The sequence below is a fragment of the Arsenicicoccus piscis genome (assembly GCF_022568835.1).
GTDB classification, from domain to species: Bacteria; Actinomycetota; Actinomycetes; order Actinomycetales; family Dermatophilaceae; genus Arsenicicoccus; species Arsenicicoccus piscis.
In genome coordinates this window covers 108,063-126,799 of sequence record NZ_JAKZHV010000008.1, presented here as the reverse complement: position 1 = coordinate 126,799, position 18,737 = coordinate 108,063, and the positions used below count along the sequence as shown (strand labels likewise).

19 protein-coding genes are annotated in these 18,737 nt (G+C 71.5%); 7 read left to right on the top strand and 12 right to left on the bottom strand.

The window, feature by feature from the left end; all coding sequences use genetic code 11:
* Window positions 1-5 precede the first annotated feature (5 nt).
* Both MM440_RS14000 and MM440_RS13995 read left to right on the top strand, forming a co-directional pair.
* Entirely contained in the window at window positions 6-431 is a 426-nt protein-coding gene (locus tag MM440_RS14000) for a type II toxin-antitoxin system PemK/MazF family toxin (RefSeq protein WP_241445002.1), read from the top strand.
* Window positions 428-1,201: a B3/B4 domain-containing protein gene (locus MM440_RS13995; protein WP_241445001.1), complete on the top strand. Its 774-nt coding sequence runs from the start codon at window positions 428-430 to the stop codon at window positions 1,199-1,201. The genes MM440_RS14000 and MM440_RS13995 overlap by 4 nt, the downstream gene beginning before the upstream one ends.
* A gap of 116 nt (window positions 1,202-1,317) precedes the next feature.
* Here MM440_RS13995 and rpsT read toward each other — a convergent pair whose 3' ends face one another.
* Complete coding sequence (gene rpsT, locus MM440_RS13990; RefSeq protein WP_241445000.1) at window positions 1,318-1,584, bottom strand: 30S ribosomal protein S20; 267 nt, start codon at window positions 1,582-1,584, stop codon at window positions 1,318-1,320.
* 210 nt (window positions 1,585-1,794) lie between these two features.
* On the opposite strand from rpsT, the gene MM440_RS13985 reads away from it, so the two are divergent.
* On the top strand, window positions 1,795-2,373 hold the full coding sequence (locus MM440_RS13985) for a dienelactone hydrolase family protein (protein ID WP_241444999.1): 579 nt from the start codon (window positions 1,795-1,797) through the stop codon (window positions 2,371-2,373).
* Here the strand turns inward: MM440_RS13985 and holA are convergent.
* From holA to MM440_RS13965, 4 genes are all read right to left on the bottom strand, one after another.
* Complete coding sequence (holA, locus tag MM440_RS13980; protein WP_241444998.1) at window positions 2,370-3,338, bottom strand: DNA polymerase III subunit delta; 969 nt, start codon at window positions 3,336-3,338, stop codon at window positions 2,370-2,372. The two genes, MM440_RS13985 and holA, sit on opposite strands and share 4 nt — an antisense overlap.
* A 37-nt stretch (window positions 3,339-3,375) precedes the next feature.
* The gene (locus MM440_RS13975; RefSeq protein WP_241444996.1) at window positions 3,376-4,362 is read right to left on the bottom strand and encodes an IS481 family transposase; all 987 of its coding nucleotides are present in this window, start codon (window positions 4,360-4,362) and stop codon (window positions 3,376-3,378) included.
* A 62-nt stretch (window positions 4,363-4,424) separates the two neighbouring features.
* Window positions 4,425-4,685, bottom strand: coding sequence for a TfoX/Sxy family protein (locus MM440_RS13970; protein ID WP_277626714.1), 261 nt, complete (start codon window positions 4,683-4,685; stop codon window positions 4,425-4,427).
* Window positions 4,686-4,753: 68 nt separating this feature from the next.
* The gene (locus MM440_RS13965) at window positions 4,754-5,140 is read right to left on the bottom strand and encodes a nuclear transport factor 2-like protein (RefSeq protein ID WP_241444994.1); all 387 of its coding nucleotides are present in this window, start codon (window positions 5,138-5,140) and stop codon (window positions 4,754-4,756) included.
* On the opposite strand from MM440_RS13965, the gene MM440_RS13960 reads away from it, so the two are divergent.
* Window positions 5,139-5,849 (top strand): winged helix-turn-helix transcriptional regulator, encoded by a 711-nt coding sequence (locus tag MM440_RS13960; protein ID WP_241444992.1) that lies wholly within the window; start codon window positions 5,139-5,141, stop codon window positions 5,847-5,849. The genes MM440_RS13965 and MM440_RS13960 overlap by 2 nt on opposite strands.
* 26 nt (window positions 5,850-5,875) lie before the next feature.
* Here MM440_RS13960 and MM440_RS13955 read toward each other — a convergent pair whose 3' ends face one another.
* The 7 genes from MM440_RS13955 to MM440_RS13925 form a co-directional block, all read right to left on the bottom strand.
* Window positions 5,876-8,119, bottom strand: coding sequence for an ATP-dependent DNA helicase (locus MM440_RS13955; RefSeq protein WP_241444990.1), 2,244 nt, complete (start codon window positions 8,117-8,119; stop codon window positions 5,876-5,878).
* Window positions 8,120-8,128: 9 nt separating this feature from the next.
* Window positions 8,129-9,031 carry an EamA family transporter RarD gene (gene rarD, locus MM440_RS13950; protein ID WP_241444988.1) on the bottom strand — a complete coding sequence of 301 codons (903 nt, stop codon included), beginning with the start codon at window positions 9,029-9,031 and terminating at the stop codon, window positions 8,129-8,131.
* 11 nt (window positions 9,032-9,042) lie between these two features.
* Window positions 9,043-10,608 carry a GTPase HflX gene (gene hflX, locus MM440_RS13945; RefSeq protein ID WP_241444987.1) on the bottom strand — a complete coding sequence of 522 codons (1,566 nt, stop codon included), beginning with the start codon at window positions 10,606-10,608 and terminating at the stop codon, window positions 9,043-9,045.
* Between the two features lie 148 nt (window positions 10,609-10,756).
* Window positions 10,757-11,197: a pyrimidine dimer DNA glycosylase/endonuclease V gene (locus MM440_RS13940; protein ID WP_241444986.1), complete on the bottom strand. Its 441-nt coding sequence runs from the start codon at window positions 11,195-11,197 to the stop codon at window positions 10,757-10,759.
* 65 nt (window positions 11,198-11,262) lie between these two features.
* Entirely contained in the window at window positions 11,263-12,546 is a 1,284-nt protein-coding gene (locus MM440_RS13935) for an acyltransferase family protein (protein WP_241444985.1), read from the bottom strand.
* Window positions 12,547-12,630: 84 nt separating this feature from the next.
* The gene (locus MM440_RS13930; RefSeq protein WP_241444984.1) at window positions 12,631-14,934 is read right to left on the bottom strand and encodes a sodium-translocating pyrophosphatase; all 2,304 of its coding nucleotides are present in this window, start codon (window positions 14,932-14,934) and stop codon (window positions 12,631-12,633) included.
* Window positions 14,935-15,050: 116 nt separating this feature from the next.
* The gene (locus tag MM440_RS13925; protein ID WP_241444983.1) at window positions 15,051-16,706 is read right to left on the bottom strand and encodes an alkaline phosphatase D family protein; all 1,656 of its coding nucleotides are present in this window, start codon (window positions 16,704-16,706) and stop codon (window positions 15,051-15,053) included.
* A 96-nt stretch (window positions 16,707-16,802) separates the two neighbouring features.
* Here MM440_RS13925 and MM440_RS13920 point away from each other — a divergent pair, with 96 nt between their 5' ends.
* Genes MM440_RS13920 through MM440_RS13910 form a run of 3 tightly spaced genes read left to right on the top strand, consistent with a single transcriptional unit; the run spans window position 16,803 to window position 18,727 of the window.
* A complete protein-coding gene (locus MM440_RS13920) occupies window positions 16,803-17,429 on the top strand; it encodes a class I SAM-dependent methyltransferase (protein ID WP_241444982.1) in 627 nt (208 codons plus the stop codon).
* 51 nt (window positions 17,430-17,480) lie between these two features.
* Window positions 17,481-17,942, top strand: a complete 462-nt coding sequence (locus tag MM440_RS13915) for an acyl-CoA thioesterase (protein WP_241444981.1) — start codon at window positions 17,481-17,483, stop codon at window positions 17,940-17,942.
* Window positions 17,939-18,727, top strand: coding sequence for a PIG-L deacetylase family protein (locus tag MM440_RS13910; protein ID WP_241444980.1), 789 nt, complete (start codon window positions 17,939-17,941; stop codon window positions 18,725-18,727). The genes MM440_RS13915 and MM440_RS13910 overlap by 4 nt, the downstream gene beginning before the upstream one ends.
* The last annotated feature ends 10 nt before the right edge of the window (window positions 18,728-18,737 follow it).

Below are 18,737 nucleotides of genomic sequence, written 5' to 3'. Positions count from 1 at the left end.
TGGCCATGGCCACATCGATCGCCCGGGTCCCCGGTGATTTCGCCGGCGAGCTGCCCAGCCTAGACTATGCCGCCGTGGCGGACGGCCTCCCCGACCCCGGCGAGGTGGTGTGGACCTGGGTGCCCTACGAGGAGGACCCCAGCCAGGGCAAGGACCGGCCCGTGCTCGTGATCGGCCGCGTCACGGTCTACCTGCTCGCGGTGCCGTTGACCAGCAAGGACCACGACCGGGACAAGGAGCAGGAGGAGGCCGAGGGACGCTACTGGGTCGACGTCGGCTCGGGACCCTGGGACCGCAAGGGGCGACCGAGCGAGGCGCGTGTCGACCGGATCCTGCAGCTCGACCCCTCCCGCGTGCGGCGCGAGGGCGGTGCCATCGGGCGGGAGCGGTTCGAGCTGGTGGTGGCGGCCGTGCGGGAGCACCGGCGATGACGGCGGAGAGCTCCGCCGATGCGGCGGCGCAGGACCGCACCCGTCATGCCGACTGGCTCGCCGGCGCGCGCATCGACCCGGCCGTGGCAGCGCTGAGACCGGACTACCGATGCGTGCTGGTGGTCGCGGAGGGGCTCACGCCCGGGCCGTCCGACGAGACCAGCGAGCGACTGCTGGCGCAGGCCGAGCAGTCCGCTCGCGAGCAGCTGGACGGCCGCCCCGCCGAGGAGCTGCCGCACCTGCAGAGCTGGCGCGAGGCGTTCCGGGCATTCGGTGCCAAGCCTCAGCGCACGCGCAGCTCCGCGGAGGCCCTGCTTCGACGGGTGCCCGACGGGCTGCCACGGATCAACCGGCTCGCCGATGCCTACAACGCGGTCTCCATCGCCACCGCGACCCCGCTCGGCGGCGAGGACGTCACGGCCTACGTCGGCCCGCTGCAGCTGGTGCGCGCGGACGGCACCGAGGACTTCCCGACCCTGGCGTCCGGCGCCGAGGCCGTAGAGCACCCCGAGCCCGGCGAGGTCGTGTGGCGCGACGACGCCGGCGTCACCTGCCGGCGCTGGAACTGGCGCCAGTGCCACCGCACCCGCCTCACCGACGAGACGACCGACGCGGTCTTCATCGCCGACGTCCTGGAAGTCGCGCCCGGTGACTCCGACGCCCGCGCGAGCGAGGTGCTGGCCGCCCTTGTCGACGCCCTGCGGCAGGTGAGCCCCGGCGTGCGCCTGCAGAGCCGGGTGCTGCGCGCCGACTCCGCGGTGGCTCGGTAGGCCGCGGCTCGGTTGACCGTGGCTCGAATAGGTCCCGACGCCGACGTGACGACCGGCACGCAGAACGGGCCGCCACCCCGGAGGGTGACGGCCCGTTCTACAGATCAGTCAGCGACTCACTTGGCGAGCGACGCCGCAGCCTTCGCCATGGCCGACTTCTTGTTGGCAGCCTGGTTCTTGTGGATGACGCCCTTGGAGACAGCCTTGTCGAGCTTGCGCGACGCCGCCTTGAGCGCGTCGCCAGCCTTCTCGGCGTCCCCGGCGGCCGTAGCCTCGCGGAACCGACGGACGTAGGTCTTCAGCTCGGACTTGACCGCCTTGTTGCGCTCGGTGCGCTTCTCGTTGGTCTTGATCCGCTTGATCTGGGACTTGATGTTCGCCACGTTCTTCCTTCTGGTGTCAGGTCGGTGATTGCCGTTTGAGGGCGGCAGGCCGCCTCGGGACCGGGCGTGGGGCACCCGTGGTTGAGACGGTCTGGGTCAAGCTCTCGTGCGCGCACGACCTAGGCGCGCACGCAACACACCACGATACCGGGTGCACTTCGCACAGACCAATTCGCGGCGCACGCGGTGAGGGCGGACTAACCTCGGAGCATGGCCATCATCACGGTCCTCCCGTCCCTGCTCGGCATGCGCACCGGCGTGCTCGACTTCGCCGATCGGATCCGCTCGGCCGGCCACGACGTGCGCTTCGTCGACTACCTGGACGGCCAGACGTTCGACTCGATCGAGACGGCGCGCGCCCACCGCGACGAGGTGGGTGCCGCCACCTTGATGGCTCGGGCCCGCGAGCTGGCCAAGGACATCCCCGACGGCTTCATCCCCGCAGGCTTCTCGTCCGGCGTCGGTGCCGCCCAGGGGCTGGCGCTCAGCCGCCCGGTCCGCGGCATGATCGCCGTCGTCGGCGGAGGGCAGCTGAGCGAGTTCGGCAAGGACTGGCCGGCCGACACCCCGGTGCAGTACCACCTGATGGCCGACGACCCCTACGTCGACCCGAGCGCCGTAGAACGTGAGGCCGTCGCCATCCGCTCGGCCGGTTCCCCCGCCGAGGTCTTCCACTACTCCGGCGGCGGGCACCTGTTCTTCGACCGCACCCTGCCCCAGGACTACGACCGCCAGGCCACCGACGAGATGATGAGCCGCGTGCTCGAGTTCGTGGAGACGATCGACTAGCGATCGCCGCGACGCTCGCGGGCCAGCGTGAGCAGGGTGCGCTCCATCGCGAAGTCGGCGTCCCGTGAGCCGCCCTTGATGTCGAAGTCGGCCTGCGCGACCGACTGGATGCACCGGGCGAGCGCCTCGGGCTCCCAACCGACGAGGTCCTTGCGGGCCCGGTCGACCTGCCAGGGCGCCATCCCGAGCGCCTTGGCGACGGTGGTGGAGGGCCCACGACCGGCGTTGCCCACCCGGACCAGCTGGCGCAGCTTGAGGGCGAGGACGGCGACCATGGGCACGGGGCTCTCGCCCCCCGCGATCGCGTGCCGGTAGAGCCGCAGCGCCTCGTCGGGGTGCCCGGCGATGGCGGCGTCGGCGACCCGGAAGCCGGTGGCCTCGACCTTGCCCGAGTAGTAGGTCGCGACGACCTGCTCGTCGACGACGCCGGTCGTGTCGGCGACCAGCTGCGCGCACGCCGCGGCGAGCTCGCGGATGTCCTTGCCGACCGCCTCGACGAGCGCCCGCACGCCGTCCGGGGCCACCCGTCGGCCTGCCTTGCGGAACTCCTGCTGGACGAACGCCGCCTTGTCGCCGTCGGACTTGATGGCGGGGCACTCGATCACTCTGGCCTTGGCCTTCTTGAGCGTGTCCAGCACCTTTTTGCCGCGGTTGCCGCTCTTGTGCAGGACCACGAGCCAGACGTCGTCGGCCGGCGAGGCGAGGTAGGCCAGCAGCTCGGCCTGCAGGTCGTCCGGGGCCTCGTCCAGGTCGTGCACGACGACGGCCGTCGCGTTGCCGAACAGGCTGGGGCTCGTGTGCACCCCGAGCGTGCCTGACTCATAGCCCGCTGCGTAGAGGCGCACCACCTCCAGGTCGGGCCGGCTCACCCGGACGTCGTCCAGGGTCGCGGTCACGGCGCGCTCGGCGAGGACGCCCTCGGGTCCGGAGACGAGGACGAGCGGCGGCACGGATGGTGAGCTCACGGTCTACACCGTAGTGGGCGGGACCGACACACCCCCGCTAGGTGTACTGACCGGACACGTTGATCAATCGTGAGAAGGGCGGCTGGTTGCCGCACGCGGTGTGGGGCCTGTGGTGGTTGTACTGATGCAGCCAAGCACCCAGGGCGTCGCGTCGTTCTTGCTCGCTGGTGTAGCAGCGGGCGTAGGCCCACCCGTCGGCCATGGTGCGATGGAAGCGCTCCACCTTCCCGTTGGTCTGCGGCCGGTACGGACGTGTCCGCTTCGGAGTGATCGACAGGGCTTCGCAGGTGTCGCTCCACAGGTGCGACCGGTACGCGCCGCCGTTGTCCGACAGGACACGTTCGATGGTGACGCCGCGGTCCGCGTACCACTCCACGGCGCGGTGCAGGACGGCAACTGCTGTGGCGGCGGTTTCGTCGTCGTGGACCTCGGTGTATGCGACGCGGGAGTAGTCGTCGATGACGGTGTGCACGAACGCGTACCCGAGCTTCGGGTTGTGCCACTTGCTCTTTGGTTTCCCAGGGGTCGCCGCGCGGTTCCGTTCTCCCTGCGGCCGTCCGACAAAGCGCCACCCGCCGCCGTCGGGGATGTTCCCGAGCTTCTTCACGTCCACGTGCACCAAGGACCCGGGGTGGGGGTGCTCGTACCGGCGGATCAGCTCACCGGTGGCCCGGTCGACGTACGACAGCCGGTTGAGGCGGGCCGTCGTGAGGATGCGGTGGACTGTCGACGGGGCGATGCCGAGCCGGGCGGCGAGCTGAACTGGCCCTTCCCGCAACCGCATTCGCAGGCTGACGCAGCGCTTTGTCACCGACTTCGACGTCTTCTTGGGCGACGTCCTCGGGCGCGACGAACGATCCTGCATCGGCTCGCCGGCGAGGTAGCGGTCGACCCACCGCTTCACGGTCGGCCAGGAGACCTGGAACCGGGCGGCGATCTCGCTGATAGGCCACCCGTCCTCGACGACGAGGCGAGCGACTTTCAGGCGATAGCGCGGGGTCAGTGCGGCGTTGGGGTGGCTCAAAACTCCTCCTGACATGGGTCGGTGGCCGACTGCGTCAGCGACCGGCCACCGTGGGCGACGTTCTACTTGGTGCCCTGCGCTGCGTGGAAGGACAGCGCGGGCGCGAGCCAGCTGTCGAGTCCGGTCCCTTCGAGCGCGGCCGGCTCGACGCTGATCCAGCCGTCACCCATGGGTCGGTCTGTCCCCATGAGCGCGGGGCGGGCGCCCGGGCGGGCGAGCAGTTCCGCCGCCGTGCTGGGGTCGATGCGCAGCAGGAGCGCCCCTTCGCGGCGCGCGGCGACGACCATGCGGCCCTCCACCATGAAGGACACGCCCCCGAACATCGGTACCTCGCGGGGGCTACTGTCCCGCAGTGCGTGGCGAACGCGTTCAACGAGGCTCCGCTGGGCCGTCATCGGCCGCCCTTCTCGATGTACTCGGGGCCGTTGTAGTGCAGGTTCAGGGACGTGATGAGGTCGCCGTCGAGGGTGAAGAACTCGGCAAAGGTCATGGGGCCGCCGGGCATGGTCGCCGTGTACAGCACGGCCGAGCCGGTGGGGCCGGTCACGTCGTGGATGATCTCGATCTGCTTGACCGTCGCGATGAAGCCTGAGACGCCTCGCAGGAAGCCCTCAGTGGCATCGGGGCGGTGGCCGGCGAGGGGCCCGGTGAAGTCGAGATGGTCGCCGAGCAGGGGCCGCAGGGCGGCCCCGTCCTCGTAGTTGTCGGAGCCGGACTCGAGGATCCGGTAGTAGTCCTTGAGGACCTGCGGGGCAGTGGAGGACAGGGTGGCGGGCATGGCTCTCCTTGGTGTGAGAATGATGCTTGACACTTTCAAGCAGGCACTTGAGAAAGTCAAGGAGTGTTGGGTGAAGTCCTACGGACAGCTGTGCTCGATCGCCCGCGCCCTAGATGCGGTCGGCGACCGCTGGACTCTTCTGATCGTGCGCGAGCTCCTGATCCAGGGGCCGTCGCGGTTCGGGGAAGTGCAACGCGGCCTGCCCGGCATCGCGACAAACCTGCTCACCCAGCGCTTGCGCGACCTCGAGGCGAACGGGGTCGTCACCCGCGAGTCATCCCCCGGAGCGACGGGCGTCCCGACATACCGGCTCACCGACCGTGGCACGGCCCTGGACGGAGTGTTGCGTGAGCTCTTGAAGTGGGGCGCGCCCACGGTTCCAGACGCGCCGCGCGACGCGATCTTCCAGATGCACTGGCTCAGCCAGCCAGCGCGCTTCCTGCTCCAGGACCACCGGCCGACCGAGCCGGCCGTCGTCATCCGCTTCGGCACCCTCGATGACGGCTTCGACCTCACCGCAGCGAGGGGAGTCGTGGCAGTCCAGCCCTGCAAGCTCGACGCGAGCCCCAGCGCCAGCGTCACGGGTCCAGGACCTGTCCTGGTCGCGCTGCTGCAGGGAGCCATGCCCCTAGCTCTCGCCGTCGCAAATGGTGTTCGCGTCGAAGGAGACGCCAGTGCACTTGACCGAGTCCTGCCACCCACGCGCTGATCAATCAACGTCCCCGGTCAGTACAGCTAGGGCAGCGGCGTCTGGTCGAGCAGGGTGATCTTGAGGGCGGTGAGCCGGGCCTGGACGACCTCGGGGTCGAGCTCGAAGTGGTCAGCCAGCTCGTCGAGGTCCAGGCCGGAGTCGACGCCTTCGCGCAGCTCGGTGTCATCCTCGGCGGTCCACGAATGTCCTTGGGTCACAGCGGATCTGGACGAGACCGGTTGCGGCGGTGCGGGCACAGGGTCGCCCTCGTCGTCGGTCGTCTCGGTGGCCGCACCGGTGAGTCCGCGCAGCGCGGGCTCGTGGACGGGCGTGATGGGCTCGGCGTTCTCGTCGAGCCGCTCGAGCGCCTGCAGCACCAGGGCGCGGTCGGTCGTCGGCCAGAAGGGCGGCAGCGAGCTCTGCAGGAACGGCGCGTAGCGCGCGCTCATCATCCGCGAGTCCAGGAAGGCCACCACGCCACGGTCGTCCGCGCGGCGGATGAGCCGTCCTGCACCCTGGGCCAGGCGGAGCGCGGCGTGCGTGGCGGACACCGCCATGAAGCCGTTGCCGCCCATCCGCGAGATCGCCTGGGTGCGGGCGCTGGCGAGCGGGTCGTCGGGGCGCGGGAACGGGATGCGGTCGATGATGACGAGCTGGCAGGCCGAGCCGGGCACGTCCACGCCCTGCCAGAGGGTGAGGGTGCCGAAGAGCGCCACCTTGGGACTGCGGGCGAACTGCCGCACCAGCGTGGTGATCTGGTCCTCACCCTGGCAGAGCACCTCGATGTCGGTGCCGTCGGCCGCGAACCGCTCGCGCAACGCCTCGGTCGCCGCCTCGGCGGCCCGGCGGGAGGAGAACAGGCCGAGCGCCCGACCCCCGCTGGCCCGCACCAGCGCCTCGATCTCGTCGAGCGTCGCGTCGGCCATGCCGTCGCGGCCGGGCGGCGGCAGGTGGTTCGCGACGTAGGCGATGGCCTGCTTCGGGTAGTCGAAGGGGCTGCCGACGTCGAGCCCCTCCCAGGCCGGGGCGCCGTCGCCGCGCAGGCCGATGGTTCCCGCGACCGCGTTGAACGACCCCCCGAGCTCGAGCGTCGCGGAGGTGAGCACGACGGTGCGCTGGTTGAAGATCTTGTCGCGCAGCAGCATCGCCACCGACATCGGCGCCACGCGTAGCACGGGGCCGCGGCGCGGGTCCTGGCTCAGCCAGATCACGTCGAGCTCGCGCCCCTCGAGCATCCGCTCGGCGTTGTCGAAGACTTCGTCGACCGCGGCGCGGGCGACCTGGCGGGGGCCGGCGTCGCCGCCCTCCTGGGCGCCCTTTTCGGGCTTGAGCTCGGACTGGACGGCGCGGGCGGCGTCGCGCACGCGCGTGAGCGCGAGGACGAGCATCTCGGGCAACGCGGTGATGCGCCCCTCGGGGGCGTTCTCCAGGACCTCGGCGAGGATGTCGCCGGACTCCCCCAGCGCCCCGGAGTCCGCGAGTCGGGCCGAGCGCTTGGCCGCGGCCGAGATCATGCCGGCGGACAGCTCGTCGGTGACCGTCGAGGTGACCCGGTCGACCAGCTCGTGCGCCTCGTCGACGACCAGGACGTCGTGCTCGGGCAGCATCTGGCGGCCCTCGAAGCTGTCGATCGCCATGAACGAGTGGTTCGTGACGACGATGTCGACGTCGCCGGCGGCGGCCCGCGAGCGCTCTACGAAGCAGTCGTTGACCTGGGGGCACTTGGAGCCCAGGCACTCGTGCGCGCTCACGCTGACCTGGCGCCAGGCCCGCTCGCTCACGCCCGGGACGAGCTCGTCGCGGTCACCGGAGACGGTGTGCTCGGCCCACGCGCGCAGCCGCACGACCTCGGCCCCGAGCCGACCCAGACCGGAGTCGACGGTGCCGACCGACATCAGCGAGTCCTCGTCGTCGTCAGGGAAGCCGCCGTCGATCTTGTGCAGGCACACGTAGTTCCGCCGCCCCTTGACCAGGGCGTAGGTCGGCTTGCGGCCGAGGAGTGCGCGCACCGACTCGGCCAGCCGGGGCAGGTCGCGGTCGACGATCTGCGCCTGCAGCGCGAGGGTCGCGGTGGCGATGATGACCGGCTTGTCGGAGTCGACGGCGTGCTGAAGCGCCGGCACGAGGTAGGCGAGCGACTTGCCGGTGCCGGTGCCGGCCTGGACGAGCAGGTGGGTGTGGTTGCTGATGGCCTTGCTGACGGCCTGCGCCATCGACACCTGGCCGGGGCGCGCCGAGCCGCCGATGCCACCGACGGCAGCATCGAGCAGGGCATCAAGATCGGGCACGCGTCAACCTTATGCCCGCCCGCGGCGCCCGACGATCAGCACGTCCGCAACCAGCATGAAGACGGCGAGCCACACGATGGCGAAGCCGATCCAGCGGGTGGCGGGCATCGGCTCGTGCAGGATCAGGACGCCGGTGAGCAGCTGCAGGATGGGCGCGAGGTACTGGAACAGCCCGAGGTGGGCCAGCGGCAACCGCTTCGCCGCGCCGGCGAAGAACAGCAGCGGCACCAGGGTGGCGATGCCGGAGAACGCCAGCAGCGCGAAGTGCACCGGACCGTGGTCGAGCAGGGTGAGCTGGCCCCAGCTCGACACCACCGCGATCAGCAGACCGGCGGCGGGGATGAGCAGGATGGTCTCGATGGCCAGGCCCGAGAGACCGTCCACGCGCCCGCTCACCTGCCGCTTGAGCAGTCCGTAGAGCCCGAAGCTGAACGCCAGCGTGAGGGCGATGACCGGCACCTGCCCGTAGGCCACCACGAGCACGACGATGGCGAGGGCGCTGACGCCGATCGCCGCCCACTGCAGCGGTCGCAGCCGCTCGCGCAGCACCACGACGCCGAGCAGCACCGTGACGATCGGGTTGATGAAGTAGCCGAGGGAGGTCTCGACGACGTGCCCACTGGTCGCCGCGGTGATGTAGGTCAGCCAGTTGACGAAGATCAGCGCGGCCGCCGCGGCCAGCGTGAGCATGACGCGACGGTCGCGCAGAGCGGTCCGCATCCGGCCCCAACCGTGCTGCCACCGGATCAGGATGGCGGCGACGACGACGGAGAAGAGGATGCGGCAGCCGAGGATCTCCAGCGAACCGGCGGGCGCCAGCGTGACGAAGTAGAGCGGGAGCATCCCCCACAGCCCGTAGGCCGCGACGGCGTGCACCGCACCGGTGCGCCGGTCCTCGTCGGGGCTGGTCACCTCCGCGCCGGTCAGGCTCGCGCCGAGGTGGCCGCGGTTGCCGCGGCGGTCTCGGCCGGCACCGCGAACTCCTGCAGCTCGCCCTGCAGGGCGGGGTGCACGAGCGCGTGGATGAGCGTGCCCGTGCCGGTGTGTTCCTCGGAGACGACCTCGCCGTCGCGGTGCAGCCGGCTGACCAGGTCGCCCCGGTCGTAGGGCAGCAGCACGGTCACGGGCTGCTCCGGCTGGGGCAGCTCGGCCTCCACCAGGGCGCGCAGCTCGTCGATGCCGGCACCGGTGCGGGCGGAGACGACGATGCAGTGCTTCTCGTGGCGGCGCAGCCGGTCCAGGACCTCGGGGTCGGCCGCGTCGGCCTTGTTGACGACGATGATCTCCTTGATCGCGTCGCCACCGACCTCGGCGAAGACCTCGCGCACCGCACTGATCTGGCCCTCGGGGTCGGGGTGCGAGCCGTCGACGACGTGCAGCAACAGGTCGCTGCCGGCGACCTCCTCCAGCGTCGAGCGGAACGCCTCGACCAGCTGGTGGGGCAGCGAGCGCACGAACCCGACCGTGTCGGAGAGGGTGTAGATCCGACCGCTGAGCGTCTCGGCGCGGCGGACCGTGGGGTCCAGGGTGGCGAACAGCTGGTTCTGCACCAGCACGCCGGCGCCGGTCAGCCGGTTGAGGATCGAGGACTTGCCGGCGTTGGTGTAGCCGGCGATGGCGACGCTCGGCACGTCACCGGCACGCCGGTGGGCGCGCATGGTGTCGCGGCCGGTCTTCATCTCCTTGATCTCGCGCTTGAGCTTGGCGATCTTGGTGTTGATGCGGCGCCGGTCGAGCTCGATCTTGGTCTCACCGGGGCCACGGGAGCCGATGCCCTCACCGCCCGCGACGCGGCCACCGGCCTGGCGGCTCATCGACTCGCCCCAGCCGCGCAGACGCGGCAGGAGGTACTGCAGCTGAGCGAGCTCGACCTGCGCCTTGCCCTCACGAGACTTGGCGTGCTGGGCGAAGATGTCGAGGATCAGCGCGGTCCGGTCGATGACCTTGACCTTGACGATGTCCTCCAGCGCACGGCGCTGACCGGGGGCCAGCTCGCCGTCGCAGATGACGGTGTCGGCGCCCTCGGCGGCGACGATGTCGGCGAGCTCCTGGGCCTTGCCGCGCCCGAGGAAGGTGCCGGGGTCGGGCTTCTGGCGCCGCTGCAGGACCCCGTCGAGCACGGTGGACCCGGCGGTCTCGGCGAGGGCGGCGAGCTCGCGCAGGCCGTTCTCGGCGTCGGTCAGGCTGCCTTCGGTCCACACCGACGCGAGGACGACGCGCTCCAGGCGCAGCTGGCGGTACTCGACCTCGGTGACGTCCTCGAGCTCGGTCGACAGGCCCGCCACGCGGCGGAGCGCGGCGCGCTCCTCACGGTCGAGCTGCTCCCCGTCGGCGTAGAGCGAGCCGTAGGACGGGCGGTCGCCAGACCCCTCGCCATCGAGGTCGGTGAGGTCATCCAGGTCGTCGAAGTCGTCGAGGTAGATCTCGTGATCGTCGTCGGCGAGCGCGGCGGCGCGCTGGTCGAAGACGTGGTGGTTTCGTGAAGTCATATCTCCTCTAGGATCCCACGGCGCCTGTCGCCGTCGCGAACCCTTTAGGCACAACGTCTCACCGGCCCGGTCTACTCCCCCGGCGGTGCAGCGACCGCAGGGTGGACAAGCAGGGTGCCGAGAACGTGCCGACACATGGTGCCGACGCCTATGCACGCTCCCAATCCGCGACGGGGCCCGCGACGACGTCGAGCATGGGGTGGGCGCGCGGGCGTTGCGGCACCAGCGCGGCGTGCCAGTCCGGCGAGCGCGCCTCGCACTTGGCCAGCAGGTGGGTCCACTCGTGGCCGAGCTGGCCGTCGGTCACCGGGAGGCGCAGCCCGCCCGCGCTGGCCTCCTCGGCGGTGCGGACCAGTCGGGTGCGGTCGAACCGGTAGCCGCGACGATCGGCGTCGTCGGCGAGTCCGTGCAGCCAGGTCGCGACCCCGAGCACCGGGTCGTCCAGCTCACGGAAGCGGGTCAGCTGCGGGTGGTTCCGGTAGCCCCGGGTGGCCCCCCGCAGCACCTTCTGGGCGAGCAGCCCCTCCCGCCATCCGGCGATCAGCGCCGCGCGGTCCAGCTGGGCGGGGTCGATGCTCCACAGACGCATAGGGCGCAGCCTACGGCGCCGGCGCGGCGCCGAGGCTCAGGCCGCCGAGGCTCAGGTGGCGAGGCTCAGGTGGCGAGCAGGAACTCGACGGCGGCCGCCGCGGAGACGACCAGCATCGCGCCGAGGGCCGAGAGCAGGGTCAGCCGGGTGCTGGCGCGCAGCCGCGGGACGAACCGGGTGGCGTCCTCCACGTACTTCTGCGACAGGTGCGCGAGGACGAGGATCAGCACGACGCAGATCGCCTTCCACGCGAGGGTCAGGTCGTGACCGAGCACGAACGGCAGCAAGAAGATGATCGGCCAGTGCCACAGGTAGATGGAGTACGAGATCCGGCCCAGCCACTGCACCACCGGCGCGGTGAACGCGTAGCCCAGCCGATCGCGGCCGTGGCAGTCGCCGGCGGCGATGACGGCGCCCGTCGCGACGACCGGCACCAGCGCGCGCCAGCCGGGGAACGGGTCGCCCTGGACGAGGACCCACGAGCCGACGAGCAGCAGGGCCAGGCCGCCCCAGCGCAGCACGAGCGAGAGCCGCGGACCGGGGGCGAACCGGCGCAGCCCGAGGACCAGCAGGCCGCCGCTCGCGAACTCCCAGGCACGGGTGGGCGTGAGGAAGTACTGCTCGGCCGGGAAGCGCACCTGCGCGTAGAGCGAGAACGCGAAGGACAGCACGGTGACCGTGAGCAGCACGAACCCGATCGTGCGCACGGGGCGGAAGGGACGCAGCCGGCTCGCGAGGGCTACGCCGAGCAGGACCAGCGCCGGCCAGACGAGGTAGAACTGCTCCTCGGTCGAGAGCGACCAGTAGTGCTGGACCAGCGTGTCACCGACGTTGTCCGGGCTGGTCACCAGGTGGGCCAGCCAGATGTTCTGGACGTAGAACGTGCTGGCGACGATCTCGCGCGCGACGTCGTCCCAGACCTCGCGCGGCAAGATGGCCATCGACACGGGGACCAGCAGGAGCAGCAGGGACAGGCTCATCGGGAGCAGCCGCCGCACGCGGCGGGCGTAGAACGCCCCAAGACGGACGCGCCCGGTGCGCTCCACCTCGCGCACGAGGTGGCCGGTGATCAGGAAGCCCGAGATGACGAAGAACGCGTCGACACCGATGTAGCCACCGGTGAAGTACCGGAACGGCCACAGGTGAAAGACGACCACCAGACCCACGGCCCACATGCGCAGGGCCTGGATCTCGGGCAGGAAGGCGCGCTCGGCCCGTCGGGACGCCTCGGTCGAGCGCTCGAGGGTCGGCGGGCGAGAGCCCGAGGACCCGGCCGATCCGTCAGCTGCGCGATCGGCCGGACCCTCGAACGGGCGTGCGGCGGTCAGGTCGTTGGTGGAGTCCCCCATGCACCCAGTCTGCGGGTTGCCCCGGCTGCGCGTGGGATCGTTAGGCGGACGAGCGACCTACTGACACGTAGGGTGACGACGCCCTTACGGAACCTGACGGTGGGCCGGGCCCATGTCGTTGCCGTCGACCTCGTGCTCCACGCTCGGCAGCAGCTTGGTGGCCCGGTTGCGGCTGCGCTCGACCGACACGACGATCGCGATGACCGCGATGGCGGCTATGCCGAGCCGGATCCAGGTGTTGGCCTGCGGGCCGACCGAGAGCATGACGATGGCGGGCGCGATGAGGACCGCGACCAGGTTCATCACCTTGAGCAGCGGGTTGATCGCCGGCCCGGCGGTGTCCTTGAACGGGTCACCGATCGTGTCGCCGATGATGGTGGCCTCGTGGGCCGGGGACCCCTTGCCGCCGTGCGATCCCTCCTCGACGAGCTTCTTGGCGTTGTCCCACGTGCCGCCGGCGTTGGCGAGGAAGACGGCCATGAGCACACCGGTGCCGATGGCCCCGGCGAGGAAGCCGGCAAGCGCCTCGAAGCCGAGCCCGAAGCCGATGGCGATCGGCGCCATGGCCGCCAGCGTGCCCGGCGTGACCAGCTCGCGCAGCGAGTCGCGGGTGCAGATGTCGACCACCCGGCCGTACTCCGGCTTCTCGGTGCCGTCCATGATGCCGGGGTGCTCGCGGAACTGGCGGCGCACCTCCAGGACGATGGCGCCGGCGGCGCGGGTGACCGCGTCGATGGCGAGACCGGAGAAGAGGAAGACCACCGCGGCGCCGGCCATCAGACCGACGAGGACGGCGGGGCCGGTGACGGCGTAGCCCTCGAGCGCGGTCGCGACGTTGGACCCGGCCTTGGTGAGGGCCGCAGTGACGGCGTCGTTGTAGGAGCCGAACAGCGCCGTCGCGGCGAGGACCGCCGTGGCGATCGCGATACCCTTGGTGATGGCCTTGGTCGTGTTGCCGACGGCGTCCAGCTCGGTGAGCACGTGGGCGCCGGCCTCGCCGACGTCGCCGGACATCTCGGCGATGCCCTGGGCGTTGTCCGAGACCGGACCGAAGGTGTCCATGGCGACGATGACGCCGACCGTGGTCAGCAGTCCGCAGCCGGCCAGCGCGATGAGGAAGAGCGAGACGAGGATCGAGCCGCCACCGAGCAGGTAGGCGGCGTAGACCGCGGCACCGATCACGGCGGCGGTGTAGACGGCCGACTCGAAGCCGACGCCGATGCCGGCGAGCACGACCGTCGCTGGCCCGGTCACCGACGTGCGCGCGACGTTGAGGGTGGGGTCGCGGTCGGTCGAGGTGAAGTGGCCGGTGATGAACAAGATGACGCGGGCGAGCACGATGCCGAGCACCACGGCGGCGAAGGCGATCAGGCGGGGGTCACGGCCGAGACCGGAGATGGTGGGGTCTACACCCCGCAGCGCGGCGAACGAGGACGGCAGGTAGGCGTAGGCGGCGATGCCGCAGAGCACCGCGGAGACGACGGCGGCGATGGTGAAGCCGCGGTTGATGGCCGACAGGCCGTTCTCGGAGCCGCGCAGCCGGGTCACGAGGATGCCGAGCACCGCGGTGAGGGCGCCGACGGCGGGGACGATGAGCGGGAAGACCAGGCCGTGCTCGCCGAAGGCCGCCTTGCCGAGGATCAGCGCGGCGACGAGCGTGACGGCGTAGGACTCGAACAGGTCCGCGGCCATGCCGGCGCAGTCGCCCACGTTGTCGCCCACGTTGTCGGCGATGGTGGCGGCGTTGCGCGGGTCGTCCTCGGGGATGCCCTGCTCGACCTTGCCGACCAGGTCGGCGCCCACGTCGGCGGCCTTGGTGAAGATGCCGCCGCCGACGCGCATGAACATCGCGAGCAGCGCGGCCCCGAAGCCGAAGCCCTCGAGGACGGCCGGCGCCTCGGCGCGGTAGACGAGCACGACGACCGCGGCACCGAGGAGGCCGAGCCCGACGGTGATCATGCCGACGGCGCCGCCGGTGCGGACGGCCAGGTTGAAGCCGGGCACCCGGTCGCCGTCGCGCGAGGCGGCGGCGACGCGCACGTTGGCCTTCACGGCGAGGTTCATGCCGAGGTAGCCGATGAACGCCGAGAACCCGGCGCCGAGCAGGAAGAACAGGCTTCGCCCGATGCGCACCGAGCCGTCGTCGGCCGGGAGCAGGAACAGCAGGGCGAAGACGATGGCGACGAACCACACCAGGGTGCGCATCTGCCGGCCGAGGTAGGCGGCGGCGCCCTCCTGGACCGCCCTCGCGATCGTGCGCATGTTCTCGGTGCCGTCGGGAGCGGCCAGGACCTGGCCGCGGAAGAGCGCCCCCACGCCGAGCGACAACAACCCGATGACGGCCACGATGGCCACGATGACGACGTTGGACCCGGACAGGTCGCTCATCCGTCCTCCTTGACGTGAGCTTGGGGGCGCACCGGCCGTCGTGCGGCCGGCCACCTGGACCCGCGCAGTCTACGGAGGGGTGGGGGCCCGGGGAACCCCGCGACACGCGCGGCTGGTCACCTCCTGTGGCCGCGCTGTCGGCGCGGCTGCAGCGCCTTGGTGTAGAGCACGGTGCCGTTGGCGTCGCGCAGACTCACCTCGAGCTGTCCCTCCTCGTCGATGTCGACCGTCCCGAAGTACTGGTCCAAGCCGTCGCGCGGGGACTTGTTGGCATACGGCGGGGTCCGGCGGAACTCCAGCTGCGGCCCGAAGGTGGGGTCGAGGTCGTTCGGCCCGAACGCGCCCGCGTGGATCGGGCCGGCCACGAACTCCCAGAACTCGTCGAAGTCGGTGAACGCGGCGCGCGCCGGGTCGTAGCGGTGGGCCGCGCAGTAGTGGACGTCCGCCGTCAGCCACACGACGTTGCGGATGCCGCGTCGGCGCAGCTGGGACAGCAGGTAGGCGAGCTCGATCTCGCGGCCGAGTGGCTGGCCCGGCAGGCGGTTCGCGATCGCCTCGATGTTGACCGGCCCGTCGGGCACGACCAGGCCGAGCGGCATGTCCGAGGCGATGACCTTCCAGGTGGCGCGCGAGGCGGTGAGCTCACGCACCAGCCAGTCGACCTGCTCGGTGCCGAGGAACGGGACCCGGCTCGTCTCGTCGCCGCGGGTGTTGGGCCCGCGGTAGGTGCGCATGTCGAGGCAGAAGACGTCCAGGGCCGCCCCGCGCGAGATCTTCCGGTAGACCTTCGGCTCGCCCCCGAGGGTGGCGTGCCGACCGCGGACGGCACCGCGGCTGATCGGCTGGTAGTCGAAGAAGGCCCGCCGCGCCCGCTCGGCCAGCACGTCGACGCTGCGCTCGGTGTAGCGGGCGTCGTCGGTGATGACCTGGCCCGGGTACCAGTTGTTGCGGGTCTCGTGGTCGTCCCACTGGGCGATGATCGGCACCCGGGCGGCGAGCGCGCGCACGTTGGCGTCCATCAGGTTGTAGCGGTGCCGACCGCGGAACTCGTCGAGGGTCTCGGCGACCTTGGCGACCTGCGGGGTCACGAGGTTGCGCCACACCTGGCCGTCGGGCTCGGTCACGCTGGCCGAGATCGGCCCGTCCGCGTAGATCGTGTCCCCGGAGTGCAGGAAGAAGTCCGGGGCGACGTCGAGCATAGCTCGATAGCCGCGCATGCCGCCGAGGTCGGGGTTGATGCCCCAGCCCTGGCCGGCCGTGTCACCGGTCCAGACGAACCGGGTGCGGGCCGGGCGGACGTCGGGGGTGCTGAAGGACGCGTGCCCGGTGCGACCGCGCACCCCGTCCGCGTCCTCGAACAGCAGCCGGACGTCGTAGTCGCGCCCCGGCGTGAGCCGCTCGACGTCGAGCTGGGCGGTGAGGTCGGTGGCCTCGGTCGCCCACGGCCCGACGAGCTCGCGCCACCGGCCCCGCCCGTCGCTCAGCCGAACGATGAGTCGGCCCGGGCGCTCCGAGCGGGCCCAGACGACGGCGGACCGCTCGGTGACGTCGCCGGTCTGGATGGCGCTGCGCAAACCGGCCCGGTCGCGCACGAGCGCCGGACCGGAGGTCCCGAACGGGCGGGCCGCCGCGGGGCGGGCCGTGACCAGAGCGCCGGAAGCGGCCAGCGCGCCGGCGATGACATGGCGTCGGGAGGGTGCGGCGCGGCGGACGGCCTCTCCCCGCCGGGTGGGCTGCGTAGGCTCCTGCGTGGGCTGGGTAGGCTCGGTCATGACGAATACCCTTGTCCCCGTGGGTGTTCCGCAGCGTGACCGCAGGATGACCAGCAGCCGAACGGTCGGCGACCATCTGGGCTACCGTGTGAGGCGATGACTGAAGACCACTACTTCACCGCGGCGCCGGCGAGCGCGGACGAGCGCCGCGACGTGCCCGTCGTCCTCGCCGGTCGGGACGTGACGGTGCAGACCGCGCGCGGCGTCTTCCAGCCCGACCAGATCGACCGCGGCACCGCGGTGCTGCTCGCCCACGCAACGCCCCCGCCGCCCGACGGGGACCTGCTCGACCTCGGCTGCGGCTGGGGACCGATCGCGCTCACCCTCGCGCTGCGCTCCCCCGACGCCACGGTGTGGGCCGTCGACGTCAACGAGCGTGCACTCGACCTGACCCGCACCAACGCCGAGCGCCTCGGCGTCGGTGCCGCGGTGCGCGCCGTGCCGCCCGACGAGGTGCCGGACGACGTGCGCCTCGCCGCCATCTGGTCCAACCCTCCCATCCGGGTGGGCAAGGAGGCGCTGCACGCGTTGCTGCTGCGCTGGGTGCCACGCCTGGCCCCGGGAGGGGTCGCCCAGCTGGTCGTCGCCAAGCAGCTCGGCGCCGACTCGCTGCAGACCTGGCTCGCCCGCGAGCTCGACGCGCTGTCGCCGGGGACCTTCACCGTGCGACGCACCGCGACGGCCAAAGGCTTCCGGGTCATCGAGGTCGTGCGCGCCGGCTGAGCCGGGTGAGCCGTTAGAGCCGCGCCCAGGGAGCGGTCCTACGCTGCACCCATGGAGCTGATGAACTTCCACTCCCGCAAGTGGGTCAAGCCGGAGGACCTCAACGCCAACCAGACCCTCTTCGGGGGCAGCCTGCTGCGCTGGATCGACGAGGAGGCCGCGATCTACGCGATCATCCAGCTGGGCAACGAGCGCACCGTGACGAAGTACATGTCCGAGATCAACTTCGTGAGCTCGGCCCGGCAGGGTGACATCGTCGAGATGGGGCTGGCGCCGACGCACTGGGGGCGGTCCTCGCTGACGCTGCGGTGCGTCGTGCGCAACGTCTTCACCGGCGAGACGATCATCTCGATCGACAAGATCGTGATGGTCGCGCTGGACGACGAGGGCAACCCGAAGCCGCACGGCTACGCGTCGGTGACCTACGAGCGCGACCGGATCCCGCACCGGCTGGCCGGGGTGCCGCGCACCACCGCCGTCCGCGGCGTCGAGCAGCTCCCGGAGCGGTCATGAGCGACGCCGGCCAGACCGAGTCCAACGCGAGCACGTCCCCCGACACCGAGTCGCGCAAGCGCCTGGAGCCGCTGCCCGACGAGGGCTGGGAGCGGGTGCTGTGCGTGGTCGCACACCCCGACGACCTCGAGTACGGCACGTCCGCCGCGGTCGCCACCTGGACCGGGCGTGGGGTCGAGGTGACCTACCTGCTGCTGACGGCGGGCGGGGCCGGCATGGACGGCCCGCCCGAGGAGATCGGCCCGCTGCGCGCGGCCGAGCAGCGGGCGGCCTGCGAGACGGTCGGGGTCAGCGACCTGCGCATCCTCGACCACCCCGACGGGATGCTCGTCCCGGGTCTGGACCTGCGCCGTGACATCGCCCGGGTCGTGCGCGAGGTGCGCCCCGACGCGGTCGTCACGACCAGCTTCGCCGTAGAGGCCTACGGCGGGCTGAACCAGGCCGACCACCGGGTCGCCGGCCTCGCCGCCATCGACGGCACCCGCGACGCCGACAACGACTGGGTCTTTCGCGAGCTCGCCGAGGGTGGGCTGCCGAAGTGGCACACCAGCGCGCTGCTGGTCGCGGGCGACGACGAGCCGACGCACGGTCTGGCTGTGAGGGAGGCCGCCGTCGAGGCGAGCGTCGCGTCGTTGCGTTCCCACGAGGCCTACCTCGAGCACGTCACCGGGCACCCCGACGCGGGCGAGCTGATCCCGCAGATTCTGCGTCAGGGCGGCGAGGCTCTCGGCACCGAGCACGCGGTGACGTTCCGGGTCTACGACCTCGGCGGGCTGGGCGGTTGACCACCCAGCC

What these genes read in the sequence shown, in the direction of transcription:
- MM440_RS14000 (WP_241445002.1), top strand. Translation starts at nt 6, where the DNA reads ATGGCCACATCGATCGCCCGGGTCCCCGGTGATTTCGCCGGCGAGCTG.
- MM440_RS13995 (WP_241445001.1), top strand. Translation starts at nt 428, where the DNA reads ATGACGGCGGAGAGCTCCGCCGATGCGGCGGCGCAGGACCGCACCCGT.
- MM440_RS13985 (WP_241444999.1), top strand. Translation starts at nt 1,795, where the DNA reads ATGGCCATCATCACGGTCCTCCCGTCCCTGCTCGGCATGCGCACCGGC.
- MM440_RS13970 (WP_277626714.1), bottom strand. Translation starts at nt 4,685, where the DNA reads ATGTTCGGGGGCGTGTCCTTCATGGTGGAGGGCCGCATGGTCGTCGCC.
- MM440_RS13960 (WP_241444992.1), top strand. Translation starts at nt 5,139, where the DNA reads ATGGCTCTCCTTGGTGTGAGAATGATGCTTGACACTTTCAAGCAGGCA.
- MM440_RS13965 (WP_241444994.1), bottom strand. Translation starts at nt 5,140, where the DNA reads ATGCCCGCCACCCTGTCCTCCACTGCCCCGCAGGTCCTCAAGGACTAC.
- hflX (WP_241444987.1), bottom strand. Translation starts at nt 10,608, where the DNA reads ATGACTTCACGAAACCACCACGTCTTCGACCAGCGCGCCGCCGCGCTC.
- MM440_RS13940 (WP_241444986.1), bottom strand. Translation starts at nt 11,197, where the DNA reads ATGCGTCTGTGGAGCATCGACCCCGCCCAGCTGGACCGCGCGGCGCTG.
- MM440_RS13935 (WP_241444985.1), bottom strand. Translation starts at nt 12,546, where the DNA reads ATGGGGGACTCCACCAACGACCTGACCGCCGCACGCCCGTTCGAGGGT.
- MM440_RS13930 (WP_241444984.1), bottom strand. Translation starts at nt 14,934, where the DNA reads ATGAGCGACCTGTCCGGGTCCAACGTCGTCATCGTGGCCATCGTGGCC.
- MM440_RS13925 (WP_241444983.1), bottom strand. Translation starts at nt 16,706, where the DNA reads ATGACCGAGCCTACCCAGCCCACGCAGGAGCCTACGCAGCCCACCCGG.
- MM440_RS13920 (WP_241444982.1), top strand. Translation starts at nt 16,803, where the DNA reads ATGACTGAAGACCACTACTTCACCGCGGCGCCGGCGAGCGCGGACGAG.
- MM440_RS13915 (WP_241444981.1), top strand. Translation starts at nt 17,481, where the DNA reads ATGGAGCTGATGAACTTCCACTCCCGCAAGTGGGTCAAGCCGGAGGAC.
- MM440_RS13910 (WP_241444980.1), top strand. Translation starts at nt 17,939, where the DNA reads ATGAGCGACGCCGGCCAGACCGAGTCCAACGCGAGCACGTCCCCCGAC.